The sequence below is a fragment of the Nocardiopsis sp. N85 genome, from assembly GCF_028882275.1.
Classification (GTDB): domain Bacteria; phylum Actinomycetota; class Actinomycetes; order Streptosporangiales; family Streptosporangiaceae; genus Nocardiopsis; species Nocardiopsis lambiniae.
Map to the genome: position 1 here is coordinate 105,857 of NZ_JARBUT010000008.1, position 21,353 is coordinate 127,209.

The window sequence follows — 21,353 nt, forward strand, 5'->3', positions numbered from 1 at the left end:
GTCGCCTTCTAGTGCTTGAGCAGGTTGGCGTCATCGAGCGACGCCGACCTGCGGGTTCGGAAGATCTGCATGATGATCGCGAGGCCCACGACCACCTCGGCGGCGGCGACGACCATCACGAAGAACGCGATGACCTGCCCCTCGATGTCCCCGTGCATGCGGGCGAACGCGACGAACGCCAGATTGCAGGCGTTGAGCATGAGCTCGACGCACATGAAGACGATGATCGCGTTGCGTCGGATGAGCACGCCGATCGCGCCGATGGTGAACAGCAGTGCCGCGAGGACGATGTAGTTCATCGGGTCCACGAGGACTCCACCTCCTGACCGTCGCCGTTCTCCTGCTCGACCGTCGCGGTCTCGTCGGCCTCGTGCGGGTGGTCCCCGATCCCGGTCGGGGGCTCGCCCTCCTTGGAGTGGGCCGAGTCCGACGCCCCGCCGGGGAGCGGCGGGCGACCGGCCCGGATGTCGGCGGGCACCCCCGACTGGTATTCGGGGTCGCGGGCGGTGAGCACCGGGTTGAGGGAGAGCCGGGAGACCGTCCCGTCCGGCAGCAGCGCCGGCATGTCGATCGCGTTGTGCCGGGCGTAGGTGCCGGGTCCGGGCAGCGGGGTGGGGTGATCGCCGCGGATGCGGTCCTCGGAGATCTCCCGCTGGGTACGCCGCTTCTTGGTGCGGGCGGTGTGCGCCAGGACCATGGCGCCCAGGACCGCGGTGACCAGCAGCGCGGCGGTCGCCTCGAAGGCGACGACGTAGCGCAGCAGGAGTTCGCCGGCGATCCAGGGGATGCTGCCGCCCGCGGCGGCGACCCCGGCGGCCAGGCCGACCGGGTCGCCCACCGAGATGCGGGTGATCCCCGTGGCCAGGGCGCCGATGAAGGCGAGCGCGACGAGCGCGGTGAGGATCCGCTGTCCGCTGAGCGTCTCCACCAACGAGTCGGCGGAGCTGACGCCGACGAGCATCAGCACGAACAGGAACAGCATGAGGACCGCGCCGGTGTAGACGACGATCTGCACGACCATGAGGAAGGGCGCGGCGTTGATCCCGTAGAAGATCGCCAGGCCCACCATGGTCAGCGCCATGGACATGGCCGAGTGGACGGCCTTGCGGGAGAACACGACGCCCAGGGCGCCGAGGACGACCACGGTTCCCAGGATCCAGAACGCGGAGGCCTCGCCGCCGCCGATGGGGGCGGCGAGGTGGAGCCCGTGCGGCTGGGTGTACGGCGAGGCGAGGGCGAGGGAGGAGGTCATCGGACCGCCTCCGTGTCCTCGTGGTGGCCGTCCTGGGAGCCGTGCTGCCCGCGACCGGTGGCGTAGTAGTCGAGGTCGCTGTCGCCCAGGCGCATGGGGTGCGGCGGCGCCTCCATGCCCTCCTTGAGGGGGGCGAGCAGCTGCTCCTTGGTCCAGATCAGGCTCTGCCTGTTGTCGTCGGCGAGTTCGTACTCGTTGGTCATGGTGAGGGCGCGTGTCGGGCACGCCTCCACGCACAGTCCGCACAGGATGCAGCGCAGGTAGTTGATCTGGTAGATCCGCCCGTAGCGTTCGCCGGGCGAGTAGCGGTCGTCGTCGGTGTTGTCACCGGCTTCGACGTAGATGGCGTCGGCGGGACAGGCCCAGGCGCACAGTTCGCACCCGATGCACTTCTCCAGCCCGTCGGCCCACCTGTTCAGCTGGTGTCGTCCGTGGAAGCGCGGCGCCGTGGGGCGCTTGACCTCCGGGTATTCGACGGTCGGCACCTTCTTGAACATGGTGTGGAAGGTGACGCCGAAACCCTTGACGGGATTGAGCCAATCAAGCACCGGTGACCTCCCCCTTCTGCTTGGCGCGTTGGGTCGCGGCGGCCGTGGCCGTCCGCGGCGGTTCGGCGAGCACACTGCTGCCGTAGTGCGGTGCGGTGCTCGGTGGCACCGGGAACCCGCCGAAGGCGGCGTCCTCCCGGGCCCGGCGTGCGTTCTCGGCGCGCTGTTCGGCCTCTTCGGCGCGCTCGCGGCGCACGTACCGGAGCCAGGCGTAGAACGCGGCGAGGGTGGCGATGGTGAAGGCGGCGACGACAGCGCCGATGACGATCGGGGAGGCGCCGTCCAGGATGAGCATCCGTACGACGGCGACGGCGGTGATCCACACCAGCTGGATCGGGATGAGGACCTTCCAGCCGAGCGCCATGAGCTGGTCGTAGCGGACCCGGGGCAGGCTGCCGCGCGCCCAGATGAACAGGAACATGACGCCGATGAACTTGAGCAGCCACCACAGGGCGGGCCACCAGCCCTCGTTGGCTCCGGGGAAGGCGGTGCCGATCCCGAACGGGGCGTACCAGCCGCCGAGGAAGAGCGTGACGGACACGGCGGCGACCGTGCACATGTTCACGTACTCGGCGAGGAAGAACATCGTGAACTTCATGGACCCGTACTCGGTCATGAAGCCGCCGACGATCTCGCCCTCGCCCTCGGCGAGGTCGAACGGGAGCCGGTTGGTCTCGCCGACCATCGTCACCAGGTAGATGAGGAACGACGGCAGGAGCAGCACGGCGAACCACATTCCGCGCTGGGCCTCGACGATCCCGGAGGTGGTGAGCGTGCCCGCCATGATGAAGACCGCGACGAACGACAGGCCCATGGCGATCTCGTAGCTGATCACCTGGGCGGACGCGCGCAGGCCTCCGAGCAGGGCGTAGGGCGACTGGGACGCCCATCCGCCGAGCACGAACCCGTACACCCCGAGCGCGGCGGTGGCCAGGACCACCAGGGCCGCGATGGGCAGGTCGGTGAGCTGGAGCGGGGTGACGACCCCGAACATGGTCACCTCGGGCCCGATCGGGATGACCGAGAACGCGATGAACGCGGGGACCGCGGCGATGATCGGCGCGGCGATGTAGACGAGCCGGTCGACACCGCGCGGGATCAGGTCCTCCTTGAGGGAGAGCTTGATGCCGTCGAACAGGGACTGGAGCAGACCCCAGGGGCCCATCCGGTTGGGTCCGTGCCGTTGCTGCATCCGGCCCATGACCTTGCGGTCGGCCATGATCATCATGAGGACGCAGACCATCAGGAAGACGAAGATGGCCAGCGCCTTGATGGTGGTGATCCACCACGGGTCGTTGCCGAAGGCGCTGAGCGTCTCCTCCGACGCCAGGTGCGCCACGCTGGTGGCGACGGGGGTCACTGTTGCCTCCCGGCGGTGGTCGGCGCCGACAGCAGGACGGTCTCGCCCGAGCCGCTGCCCAGGTCGCGGCGGATGTCGCAACCCCGGGCGTTGGCCGGGAGCCAGACGACCCGGTCGGCGATGTCGGTGACGACCACGGGGACGGTGACCGAGCCCCGGGTGCCGGTGACGCGGAGCGAACCGCCGTCGGGCACCCCGATCTCGTGGGCCGTGGCCTTGGACAGGTAGGCGCGGGCGGGACGGGCCGTCCCGGCCAGGAACGGCTCGCCGTCCTCCATCCGGCCGGTGCCCAGGAGCTGGCGCCAGGTGGACAGCAGGGCCTCGCCGGAGCGCGGCCGTGGGACCTCGACGGGACGGACGGCCGGACCGGCGGCCCGCTCCCCCGCCCACAGGCCGAGTTCCAGCAGCTCGCGGTAGGCGGTGGCGGAGTCGGGCAGGCCCAGGTGGACGTCCATCCCGTCGGCGATGGCGGCCAGGACCCGCAGGTCGGACAGCGCGCCGGGGACCTTGAGCGCGTCACCGAAGGGCCGGTGGCGGCCCTCCCAGTTGACGAAGGTGCCGGACTTCTCGGCGACGGCGGCGACGGGGAAGACCACGTCGGCGCGGTCGGTGATCTCACCGGCGCGCAGTTCGAGGCTGACGATGAACGGCACCCGGGCCAGGGCCGCGCGGGCGGCCTCGGGGTCGGGCAGGTCGTCGAGCTCGACGCCCGCGATGACCAGTGCGTCGAGTTCGCCGCGGGCGGCGGCCTCGATGATGGCCCGGGTGTCGCGACCGGGGGTCTCCGGCAGGGAGCCGACGTTCCAGGCGCGGGCGACCTCGGCGCGGGCCGAGGCGTCGGTGACGGGTCGGCCGCCGGGCAGCAGCCCGGGCAGCGCGCCGGCGTCGATGGCGCCGCGTTCGCCGGCCCGACGCGGGATCCACGCCAGGCGGGCGCCGGTGCGGTCGGCCAGCGCGGCGGCGGCGGTCAGCGCGCCGGGGACGGCGGCGAGCCGTTCGCCGACGACGATGATCGCGCCCTCCGCGCCCAGGGCCTCGACGGCCTCGGGCGCGGTGTCCTCCAGAGCGTTGAGGACGCGCGCCTCGTCACCGGGGAGGGCACCGATGAGGGTGCCGCCGGCCTTGGTGAGGCCGAGACTGGCGTGGGTGGCCACCGAGTAGAGCCGCAGGCCCCGCTTGCGGTGGCCCTTGCGCAGGCGCAGGAACGTGGAGGGCGACTCGTCCTCGGGTTCGAACCCGGCCAGGAGAACGGCGGGTGCCTTCTCCAGCGCGGTGAAGTCCACGTCGACGGGGGTGCCGGCGACGCGGGCGGCGAGGAAGTCGGCCTCCTCCCCGGAGTGGACCCGGGCCCGCATGTCCACGTCGTTGGTGCCCAGGGCGACCCGCGCGAACTTGGCGTAGGCGTAGGCGTCCTCGTAGGTGAGACGCCCGCCGACCAGGACGCCGACCCGGCCCCTGGCGGCGGCCAACCGCTCCCCGGCGACGGAGACGGCCTCGGGCCAGGAGGCGAACTCCAGGGCCCGGGACTCGTCGTCGCGGATGAGCGGGCGGGCGAGCCGGTCGCTCCGGGTGGCGTAGGTGAACGCCCACCGGCCCTTGTCGCAGTTCCACTCCTCGTTGACCTGCGGGTCGTCGCCGGCCAGGCGGCGGGTGACCTTGCCGCGCCGGTGGTCGGTGCGCTGGGCGCAGCCGCCGGCGCAGTGTTCGCAGACGCTGGGGGTGGAGACCAGGTCGAAGGGGCGCGCCCGGAACCGGTAGGCCGACCCGGTGAGGGCGCCCACCGGGCAGATCTGCACGGTGTTGCCGGAGAAGTAGGAGTTGAACGGCTCACCGTCGGCGATGCCGACCTGCTCCTTGGCACCGCGCTCCATCAGTTCGATGAGCGGGTCCCCGGCGATCTGCGCGGCGAACCGGGTGCAGCGGGCGCACTGGATGCAGCGCTCCCGGTCGAGCAGCACCTGGCTGGACAGCGGGATCGGCTTGGGGAAGGTCCGCTTGACGTCCACGAACCGGCTCTCGCCCCGGCCCGTGGACATGGCCTGGTTCTGGAGGGGGCACTCGCCGCCCTTGTCGCAGACCGGGCAGTCCAGCGGGTGGTTGATGAGCAGGAACTCCATGATGCCGCGCTGGGCCTTCTCCGCCACCGGGGAGGTGAGGTGGGTGTTGACCACCATCCCCTCCATCACGGTGATGGTGCAGGAGGCCTGCGGTTTGGGCATGCCCCGCCCGTTGCCCATGTCGGGGATCTCCACCAGGCACTGGCGGCAGGCCCCGACCGGGTCGAGGAGCGGGTGGTCGCAGAAGCGCGGGATCTGGATGCCGAGGAGTTCGGCGGCGCGGATGAGCAGGGTGCCCTTGGGCACCTGGATCCGGAAACCGTCGATGGTGACGGTGATCAGGTCCTCTGGGGGCGGTGCGGGGGCCGCTCCGCCCGGGCTGTTGGAGGTGACGGTCACTGGTTCCCTCCCGTCGTGGTCGTGCGGTCCGCCCACAGGGTGGACCTGGCGTGGTCGAAGGGGCAGCCGCCCTTCTCCACGTGGTCGATGTACTCCTGGCGGAAGTGCTTGATCGACGACATGACGGGGCTGGTCGCACCGTCGCCGAGGGCGCAGAACGACCGGCCGAGCAGGTTGTCGCAGATGTCCAGGAGTTTGTCGAGGTCGGCCTCGGTGCCCTCGCCGCGCTCCAGGCGGTCCAGCACCTGGACCATCCAGAAGTTGCCCTCGCGGCAGGGCGTGCACTTGCCGCAGGACTCGTGGGCGTAGAAGGCGATCCATCGGCCGACCGCGCGGACCACACAGGTGGTCTCGTCGAAGATCTGGAGGGCGCGGGTGCCGAGCATGGATCCGGCGGCGCCCACCGACTCGAAGTCGAGCGGGGTGTCCAGGTGCTCCTCGGTGAAGATCGGTGTGGAGGAGCCGCCGGGCGTCCAGAACTTGAGGCGGTGTCCGGCGCGGATGCCGCCGGCCATGTCGAGGATCTCGCGCAGTGTGATGCCGAGCGGCGCCTCGTACTGGCCGGGTGTGGTCACGTGGCCGGACAGCGAGAAGAAGCCGAATCCGGCGGACTTCTCGGTGCCCATCGAGGTGAACCACTCGGCGCCGCCCAGGATGATGCCGGGGACGCTGGCGATGGACTCGACGTTGTTCACCACGGTCGGCGACGCGTACAGGCCGGCGACGGCGGGGAACGGCGGCTTGAGCCGGGGCTGGCCCCGGTAGCCCTCCAGGGAGTCCAGGAGGGCGGTCTCCTCACCGCAGATGTAGGCGCCCGCCCCGGCGTGGACGACGACGTCGAGGTCGAAGCCGGTGCCGAGGATGTCCTTGCCGAGCAGGCCGGCGGCGTAGGCGTCGGCGACGGCCTTGCGCAGGCGGCGGATGACGTGGACGACCTCACCGCGCACGTAGATGAACGCCTGGCTCGACTTGATCGCGTAGGAGGCGATCGCCACACCCTCGACGAGCGAGTGCGGGTTGGCGAGCATCAGCGGGATGTCCTTGCAGGTCCCGGGCTCGGACTCGTCGGCGTTGACGACGAGGTAGCGGGGCTTGGGGTTGTCGGCGGGCAGGAATCCCCACTTCATGCCGGTGGGGAAGCCGGCGCCGCCGCGCCCGCGCAGTCCGGACTGCTTCACCAGGTCGACGATGGCCTCGGGCTCCATGGCCAGGGCCTTGCTCAGGGCCCGGTAACCGCCGTCGGCGCGGTACCCCTCCAGGGTGAAGGAGTCGGGACGGTCCCAGTTGTCGGACAGGACCGGGGTCAGGGTGGTCACTTGGTCTCCTCCTCACCCTGGGCGGGACGGGAAAGGTTCGCCGGGTCGGGGGCGGTCCAGCCGCGTTCCCGGGCGATGGTCAGACCGGCGAGCGATGGGCCCGCGGCCTGTACGCCCTCTCCGGCGCGGCCGTCGTCGAACCCGGCGAGCACCCGGGACGCCTGCTTCCAGGTGCACAGGCTCGCGGGGCCCCGGGTCGGCGCGACGTCGTTTCCCAGCCGCAGGTCGTCGACCAGGCTCTTGGCCGAGTCGGGGGTCTGGTTGTCGAAGAACTCCCAGTTGACCATCACGACGGGGGCGAAGTCGCAGGCCGCGTTGCACTCGACGTGCTCCAGCGTGACCTTGCCGTCCTCGGTGGTCCCGTTGTCGCCCACGCCCAGGTGCGCCTTGAGGGCGGCGAAGATCTCGTCCCCGCCCATCACGGCGCACAGGGTGTTGGTGCACACCCCCACCTGGTAGTCGCCGCCGGGGCGGCGACGGTACATGGTGTAGAAGGTGGCGACCGCGTTCACCTCGGCGAGGGTGATGCCCAGCTGTTCGGCGCAGAAGTGCATCCCGGCCCGGCTGACGTGACCCTCCTCCGACTGCACCAGGTGCAGCAGCGGAAGGAGTGCCGACCTCGGCTTGGGGTAGCGGCCGATGATCTCCTTGGCGTCCTGTTCCAGGCGCGCGATGACCTCGGCGGGGAACGCGTCGGTCCCCTCCGGCACCGTCGGCACCCCGTGGTCGTGCTCGTGTCCGCTCACCGGTCCACGCCTCCCATCACCGGGTCGATACTGGCCACGGCCGCGATCACGTCCGCCACCGTCCCGCCCTCGCACATGGCGGCGACGGCCTGGAGGTGGGTGAAGGAGGGATCACGGAAGTGCACGCGGTAGGGGCGGGTGCCCCCGTCGCTGACCGCGTAGCACCCGAGTTCGCCCTTGGCGCTCTCGACGGCCGCGTAGGTCTGGCCGACCGGGACCCGGAAGCCCTCGGTGACCAGCTTGAAGTGGTGGATGAGCGCTTCCATGGAGCTGCTCATGATGTGCGCGATGTGGTCGGGCGAGTTGCCCATCCCGTCCGGGCCCAGGGCCAGCTTGGCGGGCCAGCCGATCTTGGCGTCCTCGATCATCACGGGGCCCGGGGCCAGCTTGTCCAGGCACTGTTCGACGATCTTGAGGCTCTCCTCCATCTCGGCGATGCGCACCCGGTAGCGGGCGTAGACGTCGCCGCCGTCGGAGACCGGGACGTCGAACTCGTAGCCCTCGTAACCGCAGTACGGCTTGGCCTTGCGCAGGTCGTAGGCCAACCCCGAGGCGCGCAGCAGCGGGCCGGTGACGCCCAGGGCCATGCAGCCGGGCAGGTTGAGGTAGGCGACGTCCTTGGTGCGGGCCAGGTAGACCGGGTTCTCGTCGAGGAGCTTGCGCATGATCCCGATGCGCTCGGGCATCTCCTTGAGGAGTTCGCGGACCTTGCCGACCGCGCCGGGCGGCAGGTCCTGGGCGACCCCTCCGGGCCGGACGTAGGCGTGGTTCATCCGCAGGCCGGTGACGAGCTCGAAGACGTCCAGGATCATCTCGCGCTCACGGAACCCGTTGGTCATGACGGTGGTGGCGCCCAGCTCCATGCCGAACGTCGCCATCGCCACGAAGTGCGAGGCCATCCGGTTGAGCTCCATCATCATCACGCGGATGACGTTGGCCCGGTCCGGGATCCGGTCCTCGATGCCCAGGAGCTTCTCGACCGCCAGGCAGTACACCGTCTCGTTGAAGAGCGGCGTCAGGTAGTCCATGCGGGTGACGAACGTGGTGCCCTGCGTCCACGTCCGGAACTCCATGTTCTTCTCGATGCCGGTGTGCAGGTAGCCGATCGCGACACGGGCCTCGGTGCAGGTCTCCCCGTCGAGGGTGAGGACGAGGCGGAGCACGCCGTGGGTGGACGGGTGCTGGGGCCCCATGTTGACGACGAGACGTTCGGCGCTCGTGGCCTGCGCCTTCTCGATGACCTCGTCCCAGTCGCCGCCGGAGGCGTCGATGTAGTCCTCGGTGACGGTCATGCCGTGCCTCCCTTCCGGTGGTGGTTGAGCCGGGTCACGTGTACGACCTCCGCTGGTCGGGCGGGGGCACGGTGGCACCCCGGTACTCGACGGGGACGCCGCCCAGCGGGTAGTCCTTGCGCTGGGGGTGGCCGTGCCAGTCGTCGGGCATCTGGATCCGGGTGAGCGCCGGGTGTCCGTCGAAGACGATCCCGAAGAAGTCCCAGGCCTCCCGCTCGTGCCAGTCGTTGGTCGGGTAGACCGACACGATCGACGGGATGTGCGGATCGCTGTCCGGGCAGGTCACGGTGATCCGGATCTCGCTGTTGTGGGTGATCGAGCGGAACTGGTAGACGGCGTGCAGCTCCCGTCCCGCCTGGTCCGGGAAGTGGACGCCCATCACCCCCAGGCACAGCTCGTAGCGCAGGGCCGGATCGTCGCGCAGCAGGCGGACCAGTTCGAGCAGGGCCTCGCGGCGCACGTGGAAGGTGATCTCCCCGTACGCCACCTCCACCCGCTCCACCGCGCCCGCGGCGTCGCCGAGGGCGGCCTCCAGGTCGTCGGCCACCCGGTCGAAGTCGGCGGTGCGCGGGTCGTCCGGGTCGGTGAACGGCCGCCGGGAGGAGACGGGAGCGCTCCCCCGTACCTGGAGCCCGCCGAACCCGGAGGTGTCGCCGCTGGTGGCCGTGCCGAACATGCCGGTCCGCTTCACGGGTGCGGCCAGGCGCTCGGTGCCCGACTGGTCGGGGAGGCGCGCGGCCTCTTCGTCGCGTTCGCGCTCGTTGTCGGTGCTCATGTCAGTCCTTGCTCACCAGGGGAAGCGACCGGCGGAGCATGCGCTCCTCGATCTCGGTGATCTCCTGCTCGCGGTGCGCGCCGAGCTTGGTGTTCTGCACCTTGTCGTGGAGCTTGAGCACCGCGTCCAGGAACATCTCGGGTCGGGGCGGGCAGCCCGGCAGGTACATGTCGACCGGAACGATGTGGTCCACGCCCTGGACGATCGCGTAGTTGTTGAACATGCCGCCGCTGGAGGCGCACACACCCATCGCGATGACCCACTTGGGCTCGGGCATCTGGTCGTAGATCTGACGCAGGACGGGGGCCATCTTCTGGCTCACCCGGCCGGCGACGACCATGAGGTCGGCCTGGCGCGGGGTGGCGCCGAACTTCTCCATGCCGAAGCGGGCCAGGTCGTAGTGGGGGCCGCCGACGGCCATCATCTCGATGGCGCAGCAGGCCAGACCGAACGTCGCGGGCCACATCGAGCTCTTGCGGGCGAGCCCGACGACCTGTTCGACGGTGGTCAGCATGATGCCGCTGGGCAGTTTCTCTTCGAGTCCCATCAGCTGCGGACCTCCTCCGGGCTGGGCTGCGGGGTGCGGACGCGGGGTACGGGGAGGCGCGGTGTCAGTCCCATTCGAGGCCTCCCCGGCGCCACTCGTAGGCGTAGGCGATGGAGACGTTCACCAGGAACAGGACGATCGCGATCAGGCCGAACCAGCCGAGGGCGTCGAAGTGCACGGCCCAGGGGATGAGGAAGATGATCTCGATGTCGAAGATGATGAACATCATCGCCGTCATGTAGTACTTGACGGTGAAACGACCGCCGCCGGCAGGCTGCGGCGTGGGCTCGATGCCGCATTCGTAGGCCTGCATCTTGGCGCGGTTGTAGCGCTTGGGTCCCAGGACCGCGCCGGCGACCATGGACACCACGACGAACGCGGCGCCGATCCCGCCGAGCACGAATATCGGTGCGTAGAGTTCCACCGGTCACCCTCCTTCCGGCTGGTCGGCGCGGACGCCCGAGCGGGGCGAGGCGCTTGTGATTGCTTTCACTTGTGCGGGCTCATCTCTGGATCCGTCCCGTCGTCCCCGGTCACGGCGTCGAGCGGCCGCCCGGAGGGCGGGGCTGCTTATGCCGCGGGGGCGATCTTGGACAGGCCGTTGATGACCCGGTCCATGGCGTCGCCCTGCGTGGGTTCGGTGAGGTTGGCGAGCATCTTGAGCGCGAACTTCATGAGGGTGCGCTGGCGCAGGCCGTACTTGGTCGCGTACTTCATGAACTCGGGCTGGCCGATCATCTTCACGAAGTAGCGACCCAGCGTGTAGTAGCCGCCGTAGGTGTCGGCGAGGACCTGGGGGTAGCGCAACAGGGCGCGCTCGCGGGTCTGCTGGGTGGTGCGCCCGTGCGCCTGCACGATCACCTCGGCGGCGATGTTGCCCGCCTCCATGGCGTAGGCGATGCCCTCGCCGTTGAAGGGGTTCACCATGCCGCCGGCGTCGCCGACGAGCAGGAGGCCGCGCGAGTAGTGCGGGACCCGGTTGAAGCCCATGGGCAGGGCGGCGCCGCGGACGGGCGTGGTCCGGTTCTCCTCGGTGAAACCCCACTCCTCCGGCATGGAGTCGGTCCAGCGCCGCAGCAGCCTGCGGTAGTCGACGTCCTGGAAGGAGCTGGTGGAGTTGAGGATGCCCAGGCCCACGTTGCTGGTGCCGTCACCGACACCGAAGATCCAGCCGTAGCCGGGCAGGAGCACGTCCTTGTCGCCGCTCTTGTCCCACAGTTCCAGCCAGGATTCGAGGAAGTCGTCATCGTGGCGGGGGCTCGTGAAGTAGGTGCGCACGGCCACGCCCATGGGGCGGTCGTCGCGCTTGCGGATGCCCATGGCGACGGACAGGCGCGAGGAGTTGCCGTCGGCCGCGACGACCAGCGGCGCCCGGAAGGTCACGGGTTCGCGGTCGGCGTTCTTGGCGTGGACCCCGACGATGCGGTTGCTGCGCTCGTCCATGAGGGGTCCGGTGACGGTGGTGCGCTCCAGGAGCTTGGCGCCGGCGGTGACGGCGCGGTCCACCAGGATCTGATCGAAGTCGAACCGGGTGCGCACGAGACCGAAGCCGGGGTAGGCGGCCAGGTCGGGCCAGGGGAGTTCGAGGCGGGCGCCGGCGCCGACGATGCGCAGGCCGTGGTTCTTGATCCAGCCCTCGTCCTCGAAGGTGATGCCCATGGCGGTGAGCTGTTTGACCGCCCTGGGGGTCAGGCCGTCACCGCAGACCTTCTCCCGGGGGAAGGCGGTCTTCTCCAGGAGGAGGACGTCGAGTCCGGCCTGGGCCAGGTAGTAGGCGGTGGTGGAGCCGGACGGTCCGGCACCGACGACGATGACGTCGGCGTCGTACTCGACGCGGTCCCGACCTCGGCCTCTGAGGTCGGGAGAGGAGGTGGCTGTCTCGCTCACGGGTGGTTCCTCGACTGCTCGCGCGGGTGCACCGTGGCGGGCCTGTGCGGGGTTCCGACCCGCTCACGGGGGGTTGTCCTGTCGTGTTCTCTCGGTGTTATGGGGACGGGGTAACGGTCCCGCCGCATGGCTCTCCGTGCGGGGTCCGTGACCGCGTGCTTTGTACGGTTGAGGACTTATGCCATGTCGGACATAGGGCCATGTGTCTCATCCCTCGTGTCCTTGTGAAGCACTTCACAAGCCTCTTTTCGGCAGTCTAGACCCTTGGGGGCCGGGTTGCGAGCCCGGGGGGGTATACGCAGCGAAACATTCTCAATCGCCCCATAGGCGCATGAGAGCCACCAAAGGCCCCACTGATGAACAAATACGCAGCTCATAGTCTTTTCCATCGCCACATGCGCCACACCGAACACACGAAAAACCCGAGGAGCACAGGACTCCTCGGGTTTTGAGAGCTTTGAAGCTATTCAAGAAGAAGACGACATCATGCGCCTTATGTCGCTTTTACTTCTCTCGGAAGCCGCGGTGGAGGGCCACGATCCCGCACGACAGGTTCCGCCAGGCGACACGGGACCACCCGGCGTCCTGGAGGTGTCGGGCGAGGTCGGCCTGGGCCGGCCAGGCCACGATCGACTCCGAGAGGTAGTCGTAGGACTCGCTCTTGCCCGACACCGCGCCGGCGATCCGGGGCAGCGCGGCCATGAGGTAGGTCGAGTAGAGACGGTCGACGAATTCCACCGGGATGTGGCTGAACTCGCAGATCACCACACGGCCGCCGACCTTGGTCACCCGCAGCAGTTCGCGCAGGGCCCGGTCCACGTCGTTGACGTTGCGCAGGCCGAACGAAATGGTCACCGCGTCGAAGGTCTCGTCGGCGAAGGGCAGGTGCAGGGCGTCGCCGGCGACGAAGGTGACGCCGCCCCTGGAGGCGCCACCACGCCGTCGGACGCCGGTGGTGAGCATGCCCAGCGAGAAGTCGCAGGCGATCACCCGGGCGCCCTTGCGGATGAAGGACTCCGAGGAGGTACCGGTGCCCGCGGCCAGGTCCAGGACCAGCTCACCGCTGTGGGCGTCGACGGCGTTGACGGTCGCCCGGCGCCAGGCGCGGTCCTGACCGAGGGAGATGACGTCGTTGACGAGGTCGTAACGGTCGGCGATGCCGTCGAACATCGCCGCGACGTCCTGGGGCTTCTTGTCGAGTTCAGCGCGGGCCATACCCCACAGCCTACGGCCGCCCCGAGCCGAACGCGCCGGGGACCGGACCCCGCACGGGATCGGTTTCATCACTGTGTGTGATTTCGGACCAACTCTTTGCAAGAATCGGTCATGTCCTTCCCTGACGCACCACCGAGGAGACCGTCCGTGAAACCCAAGTTCACCGCCCTGGCGTTGGGCATGGCCCTGTTGGTCCCGATCGGGGCTCCGACGCCGGCCGTCGCGGGCGACACCGCGCATCGGTCCGTGGTGAGCGAGCGACCCGTCCGCTGGACCCCGCACGTCCTGGACGGAGCCGTCAAGGACATCGTGCGCGTCGGGAACGTCGTCATCGTCGCCGGAGGGTTCGGCCGGGTCGCCGAGGCCGACCGGGACCGCACGCACGAACTGCACAACATCTTCGCGTTCGAGCACGGGACCGGGCGGATCATCCACGACTTCACCCCCCGGGTGAACGGGACCGTCAACTCGGTGGTGCCCGGACCGGACGGCACCGTCGTCATCGGCGGCGAGTTCCGGGCGGTCAACGGCACCGCCGCGCGCGGGCTCGCACGGCTGCGGCTCTTCGACGGTTCCCGGGTCGCGGCGTTCACCACGACCGTGGACGGCGGCGCCGTCCACCGGCTGGCCACCGACGGCTCCCGGCTCTACGTCGGCGGTTCCTTCCGCGGGATCGGCGGGACCGCGCGTCCGGCGATCGCCCGGCTGAACACGGTCACCGGCGCGGTGGACCCCCGGTTCTCCCCGGTCGTCTCCGAGGAGCGCCGGGGCGGCCTGCGGGTGCAGGAACTGGCCCTGAGCCCCGACGGGCGACGGCTGGTGATCAACGGGACGTTCACCAAGGTGAACGGACAGAGCCGATACCAGATCGCCATGCTGGACACCGCGACCGGCCGCCCCACCCGGTGGTCGACGAAGGCGTTCGAGCCGGAGTGCGACTACTCGGCGATGCACACCTACATGCGGCAGATGGACTTCGCCCCCGACGGCTCCTACTTCGCGCTGGTGACGGCGGGCGGCCCGCAGACCAAGCCGGGACTGTGCAAGGCCGTGGTGAGGTTCGAGAACAACGACACCGCGAACTCCACGCCCACGTGGTCCAACAAGACCGGCGGCGATTCGCTGTACTCGGTCGAGGTGACCGGGGCCGCCGTGTACGCGGGCGGTCACCAGAGGTGGATGGACAACGAGCAGGGCGCCCTCAACCCGGGGCCGGGGTCGGTCGCCCGCGAGGGCATCGCCGCCGTCGACCCGCGCACCGGACGCGCCCTGGCCTGGAACCCGGGCCGGTCCCGGGGGCACGGTGTGGAGGCCATGCACGCCACCCCGGAAGGGCTGTACGTCGGCAGCGACACCGAGCGGCTGGCCGGCGAGTACCACGCCCGCCTGGGCATGTTCCCCATCGGCTGACCCCGGTGGGCCCCGACCTTCGGCCGGGGCCCACCCTCACACCGCCGTGCGTTCGCCCGGCTTGCGCCCCCGCCGGGCGGTACCGCCGAGCCCGTTCAGCGACTGCTGCACACGCTGGTGGGACAGGTTGACCGCGCCGGCCATGGTCCGCTGGGACAGGCCCGCCTCGCGCATGGCATCGAGCGCCCGGCTCCGGCCGCTCTCGTGCTCCTCAACGACCTGGTGGAAACGCTCTTCGACCTCGATGAAGTGGGAGAGCTCCTCGGTGACGTCCCTGCCGTCGAGCTCGTGGCGCCAGGTGATCGTGAAGTCCTCGGGAGCGCTGTCGGTCAGATCTGCGATGGCCTCGGGCACTTCTTCCCGGATGTCCGAGAAGTTCACGTGGTCAAGGCCGCCGAACCTTCCTTCGGGCAGGCCGCCGATCATGGCCGCCCACAGATCCTCGTCTCTGGTGACGGTCACGGTGCAGTGGGTCATCACTTCTCCACCCGCTTCTCTCCGAACAGGCCCGTCAGCCCTCTCTCGATGTCCTGAAGCACGGGCCGACTCACGTCGCCAGGGTGACCAGTCGCAGGGGACCCACCGACCTGGACGCTGACGGCGGTGGGGATTTCACCCAAGGTTTCTTGGCCAAGAAACCTTGGGTGTTTATGATGCCGGGTATGAGCGATGAGACCCCCCGCGATCCCTTCGAGAACGCCAAGCACCTGGACGCCCGGTCGCTGCGCGGTCTGGCGCATCCGCTGCGGATGCACATCCTGGACCTGTTGCAGGCGCACGGGCCGGCGACCGGCAAGACGCTCGCCGAGCGGCTGAACGTGTCCTCGGCGTCGGTGAGCTACCACCTGCGGCAGTTGGAGACGCACGGGTTCATCGAGGAGGACCCGGGGTTGGGCACCTCCCGGGAGCGCTGGTGGAGGGCCGTCCACAAGGGCTTCCGGTTCCCCGAGCACCTGGACACCGACGAGCCCGAGCTGAGCACCGCCGTGCGGCTGGCGCTGGCGGCGAGCTGGAGCCGCGACCTGGCGGCGGCGATCGGCGGATGGACCGCCCAGCCGGAGGGCTGGCGCGAGGCGCAGGTGATGGCCGGACGCCGGACGCACCTGACCCTGGAACAGCTGGAGGGGCTGCGCCGGGACATGAAGGAGGTGCTGGACCGGTACGCGCACGAGGAGCCCGTTCCCGGCGGGCGGTCCGTGCACGTCCAGTTCGCCGCCTTCCCCGACCCGGACGAGCGGTGAACCCCGTCGCGGGCCTGCTCCTGGCCCAGACCCTGAGCTACACCGCGACGCGGCTGGCGCTGATCGCCGTCCCCTGGTTCGTGCTGGAGACCACCGGCAGCCCCGCGCACATGGGCGCGGTCGCCTTCTTCGAGGTGGGCTCCTACACCCTGGCCCGGCTGCTGGGCGGGCCGCTGCTGGACCGGTGGGGGCAGCGGGCGATGGGTATCCGGGCGGACCTGGTGGGGGCCGTCGCGGTGGTGTGCGTACCCGTGGCGCACGCGGCCGGGGTGCTGTCCTTCCCGCTGCTGCTGGTGCTGGTGACCGTCATCGGCCTGGCCACGGGCCCGGGCGAGGCGGCCAAGGTGTCGCTGGCCCCCGCGGTGGCCGCGGCGGCCGGAATGCGGATCGAGCGGGTGACCGGGCTGACCGGGACGGTGGACCGGCTGTCGCAGACCATCGGCCCGCTGGCCGCGGGCGGCGTGGTGGCGGCGTTGGGCGCGCTGCCCGCGCTGTACGGGAACGCGGTGCTTCTGGTGCTGTCCGCGCTGGTGCTGAGTGCGGTCCGGGTCGGCGCGCCGGTCGCGGAGGCCACCGGCACCGGATACCTGGGCAGCCTGTTCTCGGGCTTCCGGGTGATCTGGGACGACCCGACGCTGCGCACCCTGGTGCTGGTGCTCGCGGTGACCAACGCGATCGACATGGCCGTGTTCTCACTGGTCGTGCCGGTGTGGGTACACGAGAACGGGATGGGCCCCGAGGTCGTGGGGCTGGTCGGCGGCGCCGTGGGCGCGGCCTCGGTACTGGGTTCGCTGGTGGCGACCGCCGTCGGCCACCGGCTCCCGCGCCGTCTGACGTTCTTCGTCGGGCTGGTGCTGGCCGGGCCGCCGCACATCGCGGTGCTGGCCCTGGACGGCCCGCTGTGGGTGGTACTGGCGGTCTTCGCTGTCAGCGGGGTCTTCGGCGGGCTGCTCAACCCGATCCTGGGCGCGGTGCTGTTCGAACGGCTGCCGCCGGAGGCGGTGGGCCGGGGCACGGCGACCATCGGCGCGCTGGCGCGGCTGGCCGCGCCCCTGGGCGGACCGATCATCGGTACGGGGGTGGCCCTGGCGGGGATCGCGCCGGTGGTGCTGGCGGGGGCCGGGGTCTACCTGCTGGTCGCGCTGACGCCGCTGTTCGGGCGGTCCGCTCACGGGCTGGACCGGCCCGAGACCGCGCCCGAGTCGTCGGCCCAGAAGCCCTAAGACTCCTTGGGGGCGGCCGGGGTCTCCTCGGTGCGGGCCTCCACGGCGATGGCCTCCCGGTCCCGGGACCCCTCGACCGGGGTCTCCTCGGGCACCTCCTGGAGGTGGTCCTCGCGGGCGGCGCCGTCCTCCAGACGGTCGCCCACCAGGGTCCCCCGGCGCTTCTCCAGGCGTTCGGAGACGGAGACGGACATCCGGTCGCGCAGTCGGGACAGCAGGACGTAGGACGCCAGTCCGCTGATCAACCAGGCGAGGATCAGTGCCATCCACGAGCGGGCGCCGAAGAGGTACACGACTCCGAACGCCGCGAGGAACAGTCCCAGGCGGGCGGCGGTATAGGGCAGCCAGCTACGCATCGAAAAGCCTCACAACAGACGATTGACTGGACTAGATTGATGGCTACGCCCATCAACGCACGGGACGGCCGGTCCGTCATCGCGGTTTCCGGGGGATCGGTCTCGCGAAGAGGCCGACGTCCGCGCGCTCATGTGCTCTCACCTCCAGGTTAAGGGTGAGTGTCCGAGAGCGCGCACCGGGTCGACGTGTGTTCCTCCGGACGGGTGATCGGACCCATGACTTCGATTCAGATAGTCATGGGATGTTTTCAATCCCGACAGCAGGGTCTGAACATCACGTTCCGGTCACATATCGCGTACTCCTCCCCCCAACACCGCAATTTCTCCGAAAACTAGGGAGGAAACGGACCAACTCATGCACACTAGGGGATCAAACGCCCGCCGCCCCCACAGTCCGAGGCGGGCACGATTGGGGGAATGTGAAGGTGGAACGAGCAAGCGAGCGCCTGTTGACCCCCGGGGAAGTGGCCTCACTCTTCCGGGTTGATCCCAAGACCGTCACCCGTTGGGCCGCCTCCGGGCGGATCAGCAGCATCAGAACCCCGGGCGGCCACCGCCGTTTCCGCGAGTCCGAAGTCCGCGCCCTCCTGCTCGGGGAACCGAGCGAGAGCACCCCCTGACCCGAACGGAACGCCCCCGCAGGCATCCCGGAGTCCCACCGCGGACCCCTGGGGAAGGGAGCCGCACCCCTCGTCGATCCCGGGACATCGCGCCGATGCCCACGGGATCGCCCCCACGTCCGGGTCGATAGCCCGCCGCGACGTCTGGACGGCCCTGACGCCGCGCTCCTCGCGACGGCATCGTGGTGACGGCGAATGTCCCGATCGTGGGGAGTGGACAGCGAGAGTAGGCTGGAATCATGGTGTGGCTTGGTGGCCTGATCACGCTCGTATCGATCGTTCTCTGGGTGTACGCGTTCTTCGACGCGCTGACCACCCCGGCGCAGGATGCCCGGAACCTCCCGAAGATCCTGTGGCTGGTCGTCATCGCGCTGTTCATGCCCGTCGGTTCGATCCTGTGGCTCTTCCTGGGCCGCCCCCGCCGTTCGAGCGCCGTGTGGAGGAGCGCGTCCTCCCCGGCTCAGGCCGCCTCCTCCATCGACGATCTCGACCCGTCGGACTTCACCAGGCCCTCCAACAGCCCGCACCCGCTGGGACCGGACGACGATCCCGAGTTCCTGCGGGGTCTCCGTCGGAGGATCGATCCCGAAGAGTGACCGCACCCGGGGCACCACCCCGCACGGCCCATGACGAAGGGGGCCGCTCCGGATCCGGAGCGGCCCCCTTCGCTCACCGTCACAGCAGTCCCGCGCCCACCTTCCGCTCCAGGCCTCGCAGGGCGTGCACGGGCTGGACCCCCGTGGTGTACCGCGGCACCCACGTGACCTCCTCGCCCAACGGCCGGTCGGGTCGGGCCGCGTTGTGCTCGGCGACCAGGTCGATCGCCGCGATGCGGCCCCCGCCCCCGGTCATGAACGCGTTCCCCACCCCGGTCACGTCGGTGCCGCCCCAGTTGTACAGCAAGGAGCCCGGGGCGTGCCCGTCACGCAGGTCGAACAGGTTGTTCTCCACGTACAACTGCGACTCGACCCCCGCCCCCAGGGAGTACTGGTAGAGGTCGCCGCTCACCGTGTAGAGGTTGTTGTAGACGTGGACCTGGCCGAACCGCACGCGCGGGGCGCGCTGGCCCAGACCGTCGAAGTGGTTGTGGTGCCAGGTCACCCGGAGGTACCCCCGGTCGGTGGTCCGGCCGTCGCTGTTGCCCAGGAGCAGGGCCTTGTCACGCTCGGCGAAGTGGTTCCACGAGACCGTCACCAGGTCGGTGGCGCGGACGATGTCCAACAGTCCGTCGTGGACCTCGTACTTGCGTCCGAAGTACTCGGGCTGCTCGGCCCCGGGCCGTTCTCCGTCATCGAAGGTGTTGTGGTCGACCCACACGTTCCTCGACCCGGAGACCTCGACGTGGTCGTACTCGGAGTTCCAGTTGCCGGTCCCGCCGTCGCCGGGGTCCCAGCCGGGGAAGCAGTCGTGGGTGTCGGAGAAGGTGAGGTTGCGCAGGATGACGTTGCGGGCGTTCTGGACGAGCAGGTTCATCCCCGTGATCTCGCTCCGGTCGTCGACGCCCACGATGGTCGTGTTGGAGCCGACCCGGTAACGGATCCGTTCCGCCTGGACCGCCTGCGAGGCCTGCCGGGCCTCCTCCAGGGGGCCGGAGGGATCCTCCCACCCCCAGACCTCGGGGTCGTAGGCGGCCAGGTACGCCTCCAGGGAGTAACCGTCGACGGCGTAGTCGTCACAGGTCAGCGGGGTTCCGTCGGAGTCGGTGTTGGCGTCGATGGAACCGTCGACGTACACGATCTTGGGCTGGTCGCCCGCGATGGCCGTCCGGAACTCCGCCGGGGTCGACACCCGGAACACGTTGGCGGCGGTGGCGGCGGCGCCTCCGGTGGTACCACCGCCGGCGGAGGCCCAGCCGTCCCCTTCCGGCAGGACCGGCCTGCCGATGTCGGTGTCGGCGGCCGCCGTCGACGGGGACACCGTCAGGGCCGCGACCAGCGCGAGGACGAGGGCGGGGGAAAGGGGCCTTCGCATGGTCCACTCCTGGAGGATGATTGCAAACGTTTGCATCAAACTCCCCGAAGTACGAAGGAGAATCAACCCTCCTTTCCCTGGAAAAACGGGAAAATCTCCGTCCCCACAGAGCAACCGCTTGCTCTAGTCTGAGGATCCGACGAGCACGGACGAGGTGGCGGAATGGTCGTGACCCTCAAGGACGTGGCACGGGCCAGCGGCGTCCACACGTCCACCGTGTCCCGGGCCTTCTCCGCGTCGCACCTGGTCAACCCCGAGACGAGGATCCGGGTCCTGGCCGTGGCGAACGAGTTGGGCTACCGCCCCAACCGGGCGGCCCGGGCGCTGTCCACCCGCCGCACCGGGAACCTCGGCGTGATCGTGGCCGACATCGCCAACCCCTTCTTCCCCCCGCTGATCAAGGCGGCGCAGGACCAGGCGCGGGCGCGGGACCACCACGTGTTCATCGCCGACACCGACGAGCGGATCGACGTCGAGGAGGAGGCGGTCCGTTCCATGGTGGGCCAGGTCGACGGTCTGATCCTGGTCTCCCCCCGGCTGTCCGACCGGCGGATCCGGGAGCTGGCCGACGAGGTCCCCCTCGTGGTCGTCAACCGGCGGCTCCGGCGGCTGCCGTGCGTGCTCATGGACGTCGGCGAGGGGATCCGTCTGGTCGTCGGGCGACTGGCCGACCTGGGGCACCGGGAGATCGCGACCGTGCTCGGTCCCCCCGCCTCCTGGACGGGGCGGGCGGCGGTCCGCGCGGCCGAGGAGACCGCCCGGGAACACGGTGTGCGGACGTATCGGGTGGGTCCGCACCAGCCGACGGAAGAGGGCGGGGCGGCGGCGTTCGACGCCGTGCTCGATCTCGGTGTCACGGCGGTCCTGGCCCATAACGACCTGATGGCGCTCGGCCTGCTGCGCGCCGCCCGGGAGCGGGGCGTGGCCGTCCCGGAACGACTCAGTGTCGTCGGCACGGACGACACCCTGACCGCCCGGCACACCCGCCCTGCCCTGACCACCGTGGCGATGCCGGTGGAGGCGGCCGGCCGGGCGGCCGTCGATCTCCTGCTGCGGGGCGCCGACCCGGAGGTCGTCACGCTGGGGACCCGACCGGTCGAACGCGACTCGACGGGCCCCGCGCCCCGGGGATGAGCAC

General features: G+C 70.1%; 22 protein-coding genes. 6 read left to right on the forward strand and 16 right to left on the reverse strand.

The genetic code is table 11. The features are described 5' to 3' along the window. Positions 1 to 8 precede the first annotated feature (8 nt). The 13 genes from nuoK to PWG71_RS13510 form a co-directional block, all read right to left on the reverse strand. Positions 9 to 308, reverse strand: a complete 300-nt coding sequence (gene nuoK / locus PWG71_RS13450) for an NADH-quinone oxidoreductase subunit NuoK (RefSeq protein ID WP_274810030.1) — start codon at positions 306 to 308, stop codon at positions 9 to 11. After that, positions 296 to 1,252, reverse strand: coding sequence for an NADH-quinone oxidoreductase subunit J (locus PWG71_RS13455; RefSeq protein WP_274810031.1), 957 nt, complete (start codon positions 1,250 to 1,252; stop codon positions 296 to 298). The genes nuoK and PWG71_RS13455 overlap by 13 nt, the downstream gene beginning before the upstream one ends. Then, the gene (nuoI, locus tag PWG71_RS13460) at positions 1,249 to 1,800 is read right to left on the reverse strand and encodes an NADH-quinone oxidoreductase subunit NuoI (RefSeq protein ID WP_274810032.1); all 552 of its coding nucleotides are present in this window, start codon (positions 1,798 to 1,800) and stop codon (positions 1,249 to 1,251) included. The genes PWG71_RS13455 and nuoI overlap by 4 nt, the downstream gene beginning before the upstream one ends. Beyond that, on the reverse strand, positions 1,793 to 3,160 hold the full coding sequence (gene nuoH, locus PWG71_RS13465; protein WP_274810033.1) for an NADH-quinone oxidoreductase subunit NuoH: 1,368 nt from the start codon (positions 3,158 to 3,160) through the stop codon (positions 1,793 to 1,795). Before nuoH ends, nuoI begins: the two co-directional genes overlap by 8 nt. Then, entirely contained in the window at positions 3,157 to 5,616 is a 2,460-nt protein-coding gene (locus PWG71_RS13470; RefSeq protein ID WP_274810034.1) for an NADH-quinone oxidoreductase subunit G, read from the reverse strand. Before PWG71_RS13470 ends, nuoH begins: the two co-directional genes overlap by 4 nt. Beyond that, positions 5,613 to 6,932 carry an NADH-quinone oxidoreductase subunit NuoF gene (nuoF, locus tag PWG71_RS13475; RefSeq protein ID WP_274810035.1) on the reverse strand — a complete coding sequence of 440 codons (1,320 nt, stop codon included), beginning with the start codon at positions 6,930 to 6,932 and terminating at the stop codon, positions 5,613 to 5,615. Before nuoF ends, PWG71_RS13470 begins: the two co-directional genes overlap by 4 nt. After that, entirely contained in the window at positions 6,929 to 7,678 is a 750-nt protein-coding gene (nuoE, locus tag PWG71_RS13480; RefSeq protein ID WP_446725021.1) for an NADH-quinone oxidoreductase subunit NuoE, read from the reverse strand. Before nuoE ends, nuoF begins: the two co-directional genes overlap by 4 nt. Continuing rightward, a complete protein-coding gene (locus tag PWG71_RS13485; protein ID WP_274810036.1) occupies positions 7,675 to 8,970 on the reverse strand; it encodes an NADH-quinone oxidoreductase subunit D in 1,296 nt (431 codons plus the stop codon). Before PWG71_RS13485 ends, nuoE begins: the two co-directional genes overlap by 4 nt. A 34-nt stretch (positions 8,971 to 9,004) precedes the next feature. Then, the gene (locus PWG71_RS13490) at positions 9,005 to 9,745 is read right to left on the reverse strand and encodes an NADH-quinone oxidoreductase subunit C (RefSeq protein WP_274810037.1); all 741 of its coding nucleotides are present in this window, start codon (positions 9,743 to 9,745) and stop codon (positions 9,005 to 9,007) included. A 1-nt stretch (position 9,746) separates the two neighbouring features. Beyond that, a complete protein-coding gene (locus tag PWG71_RS13495; protein ID WP_274810038.1) occupies positions 9,747 to 10,292 on the reverse strand; it encodes a NuoB/complex I 20 kDa subunit family protein in 546 nt (181 codons plus the stop codon). 64 nt (positions 10,293 to 10,356) lie between these two features. After that, on the reverse strand, positions 10,357 to 10,716 hold the full coding sequence (locus tag PWG71_RS13500) for an NADH-quinone oxidoreductase subunit A (RefSeq protein ID WP_274810039.1): 360 nt from the start codon (positions 10,714 to 10,716) through the stop codon (positions 10,357 to 10,359). 146 nt (positions 10,717 to 10,862) lie between these two features. Beyond that, the gene (locus PWG71_RS13505) at positions 10,863 to 12,179 is read right to left on the reverse strand and encodes a geranylgeranyl reductase family protein (RefSeq protein ID WP_274810040.1); all 1,317 of its coding nucleotides are present in this window, start codon (positions 12,177 to 12,179) and stop codon (positions 10,863 to 10,865) included. A 504-nt stretch (positions 12,180 to 12,683) separates the two neighbouring features. Then, entirely contained in the window at positions 12,684 to 13,394 is a 711-nt protein-coding gene (locus PWG71_RS13510; RefSeq protein ID WP_274810041.1) for a demethylmenaquinone methyltransferase, read from the reverse strand. Positions 13,395 to 13,541: 147 nt separating this feature from the next. Between PWG71_RS13510 and PWG71_RS13515 the strand changes: the two genes are divergently transcribed. After that, on the forward strand, positions 13,542 to 14,804 hold the full coding sequence (locus PWG71_RS13515; protein ID WP_446725022.1) for a hypothetical protein: 1,263 nt from the start codon (positions 13,542 to 13,544) through the stop codon (positions 14,802 to 14,804). A gap of 36 nt (positions 14,805 to 14,840) precedes the next feature. Here PWG71_RS13515 and PWG71_RS13520 read toward each other — a convergent pair whose 3' ends face one another. Continuing rightward, positions 14,841 to 15,266 carry a hypothetical protein gene (locus tag PWG71_RS13520; RefSeq protein ID WP_274810042.1) on the reverse strand — a complete coding sequence of 142 codons (426 nt, stop codon included), beginning with the start codon at positions 15,264 to 15,266 and terminating at the stop codon, positions 14,841 to 14,843. A gap of 191 nt (positions 15,267 to 15,457) precedes the next feature. Between PWG71_RS13520 and PWG71_RS13525 the strand changes: the two genes are divergently transcribed. Continuing rightward, positions 15,458 to 16,045 (forward strand): ArsR/SmtB family transcription factor, encoded by a 588-nt coding sequence (locus PWG71_RS13525; protein ID WP_446725027.1) that lies wholly within the window; start codon positions 15,458 to 15,460, stop codon positions 16,043 to 16,045. Further along, positions 16,042 to 17,268, forward strand: coding sequence for an MFS transporter (locus tag PWG71_RS13530; protein ID WP_274810044.1), 1,227 nt, complete (start codon positions 16,042 to 16,044; stop codon positions 17,266 to 17,268). Before PWG71_RS13525 ends, PWG71_RS13530 begins: the two co-directional genes overlap by 4 nt. Here PWG71_RS13530 and PWG71_RS13535 read toward each other — a convergent pair. After that, positions 17,265 to 17,624, reverse strand: coding sequence for a DUF4229 domain-containing protein (locus tag PWG71_RS13535; protein WP_274810045.1), 360 nt, complete (start codon positions 17,622 to 17,624; stop codon positions 17,265 to 17,267). The two genes, PWG71_RS13530 and PWG71_RS13535, sit on opposite strands and share 4 nt — an antisense overlap. Positions 17,625 to 18,043: 419 nt before the next feature. Here PWG71_RS13535 and PWG71_RS13540 point away from each other — a divergent pair, with 419 nt between their 5' ends. Together PWG71_RS13540 and PWG71_RS13545 are read left to right on the forward strand one after the other, a co-directional pair. Further along, positions 18,044 to 18,244, forward strand: a complete 201-nt coding sequence (locus PWG71_RS13540) for a BldC family transcriptional regulator (protein WP_017535950.1) — start codon at positions 18,044 to 18,046, stop codon at positions 18,242 to 18,244. A gap of 239 nt (positions 18,245 to 18,483) precedes the next feature. Continuing rightward, positions 18,484 to 18,840: a PLD nuclease N-terminal domain-containing protein gene (locus PWG71_RS13545; RefSeq protein WP_274810046.1), complete on the forward strand. Its 357-nt coding sequence runs from the start codon at positions 18,484 to 18,486 to the stop codon at positions 18,838 to 18,840. Positions 18,841 to 18,919: 79 nt separating this feature from the next. On the opposite strand, the gene PWG71_RS13550 is transcribed toward PWG71_RS13545, so the two are convergent. After that, positions 18,920 to 20,215, reverse strand: a complete 1,296-nt coding sequence (locus tag PWG71_RS13550) for a pectate lyase family protein (protein WP_274810047.1) — start codon at positions 20,213 to 20,215, stop codon at positions 18,920 to 18,922. Positions 20,216 to 20,377: 162 nt separating this feature from the next. On the opposite strand from PWG71_RS13550, the gene PWG71_RS13555 reads away from it, so the two are divergent. Then, a complete protein-coding gene (locus PWG71_RS13555; protein ID WP_274810048.1) occupies positions 20,378 to 21,349 on the forward strand; it encodes a LacI family DNA-binding transcriptional regulator in 972 nt (323 codons plus the stop codon). The last annotated feature ends 4 nt before the right edge of the window (positions 21,350 to 21,353 follow it).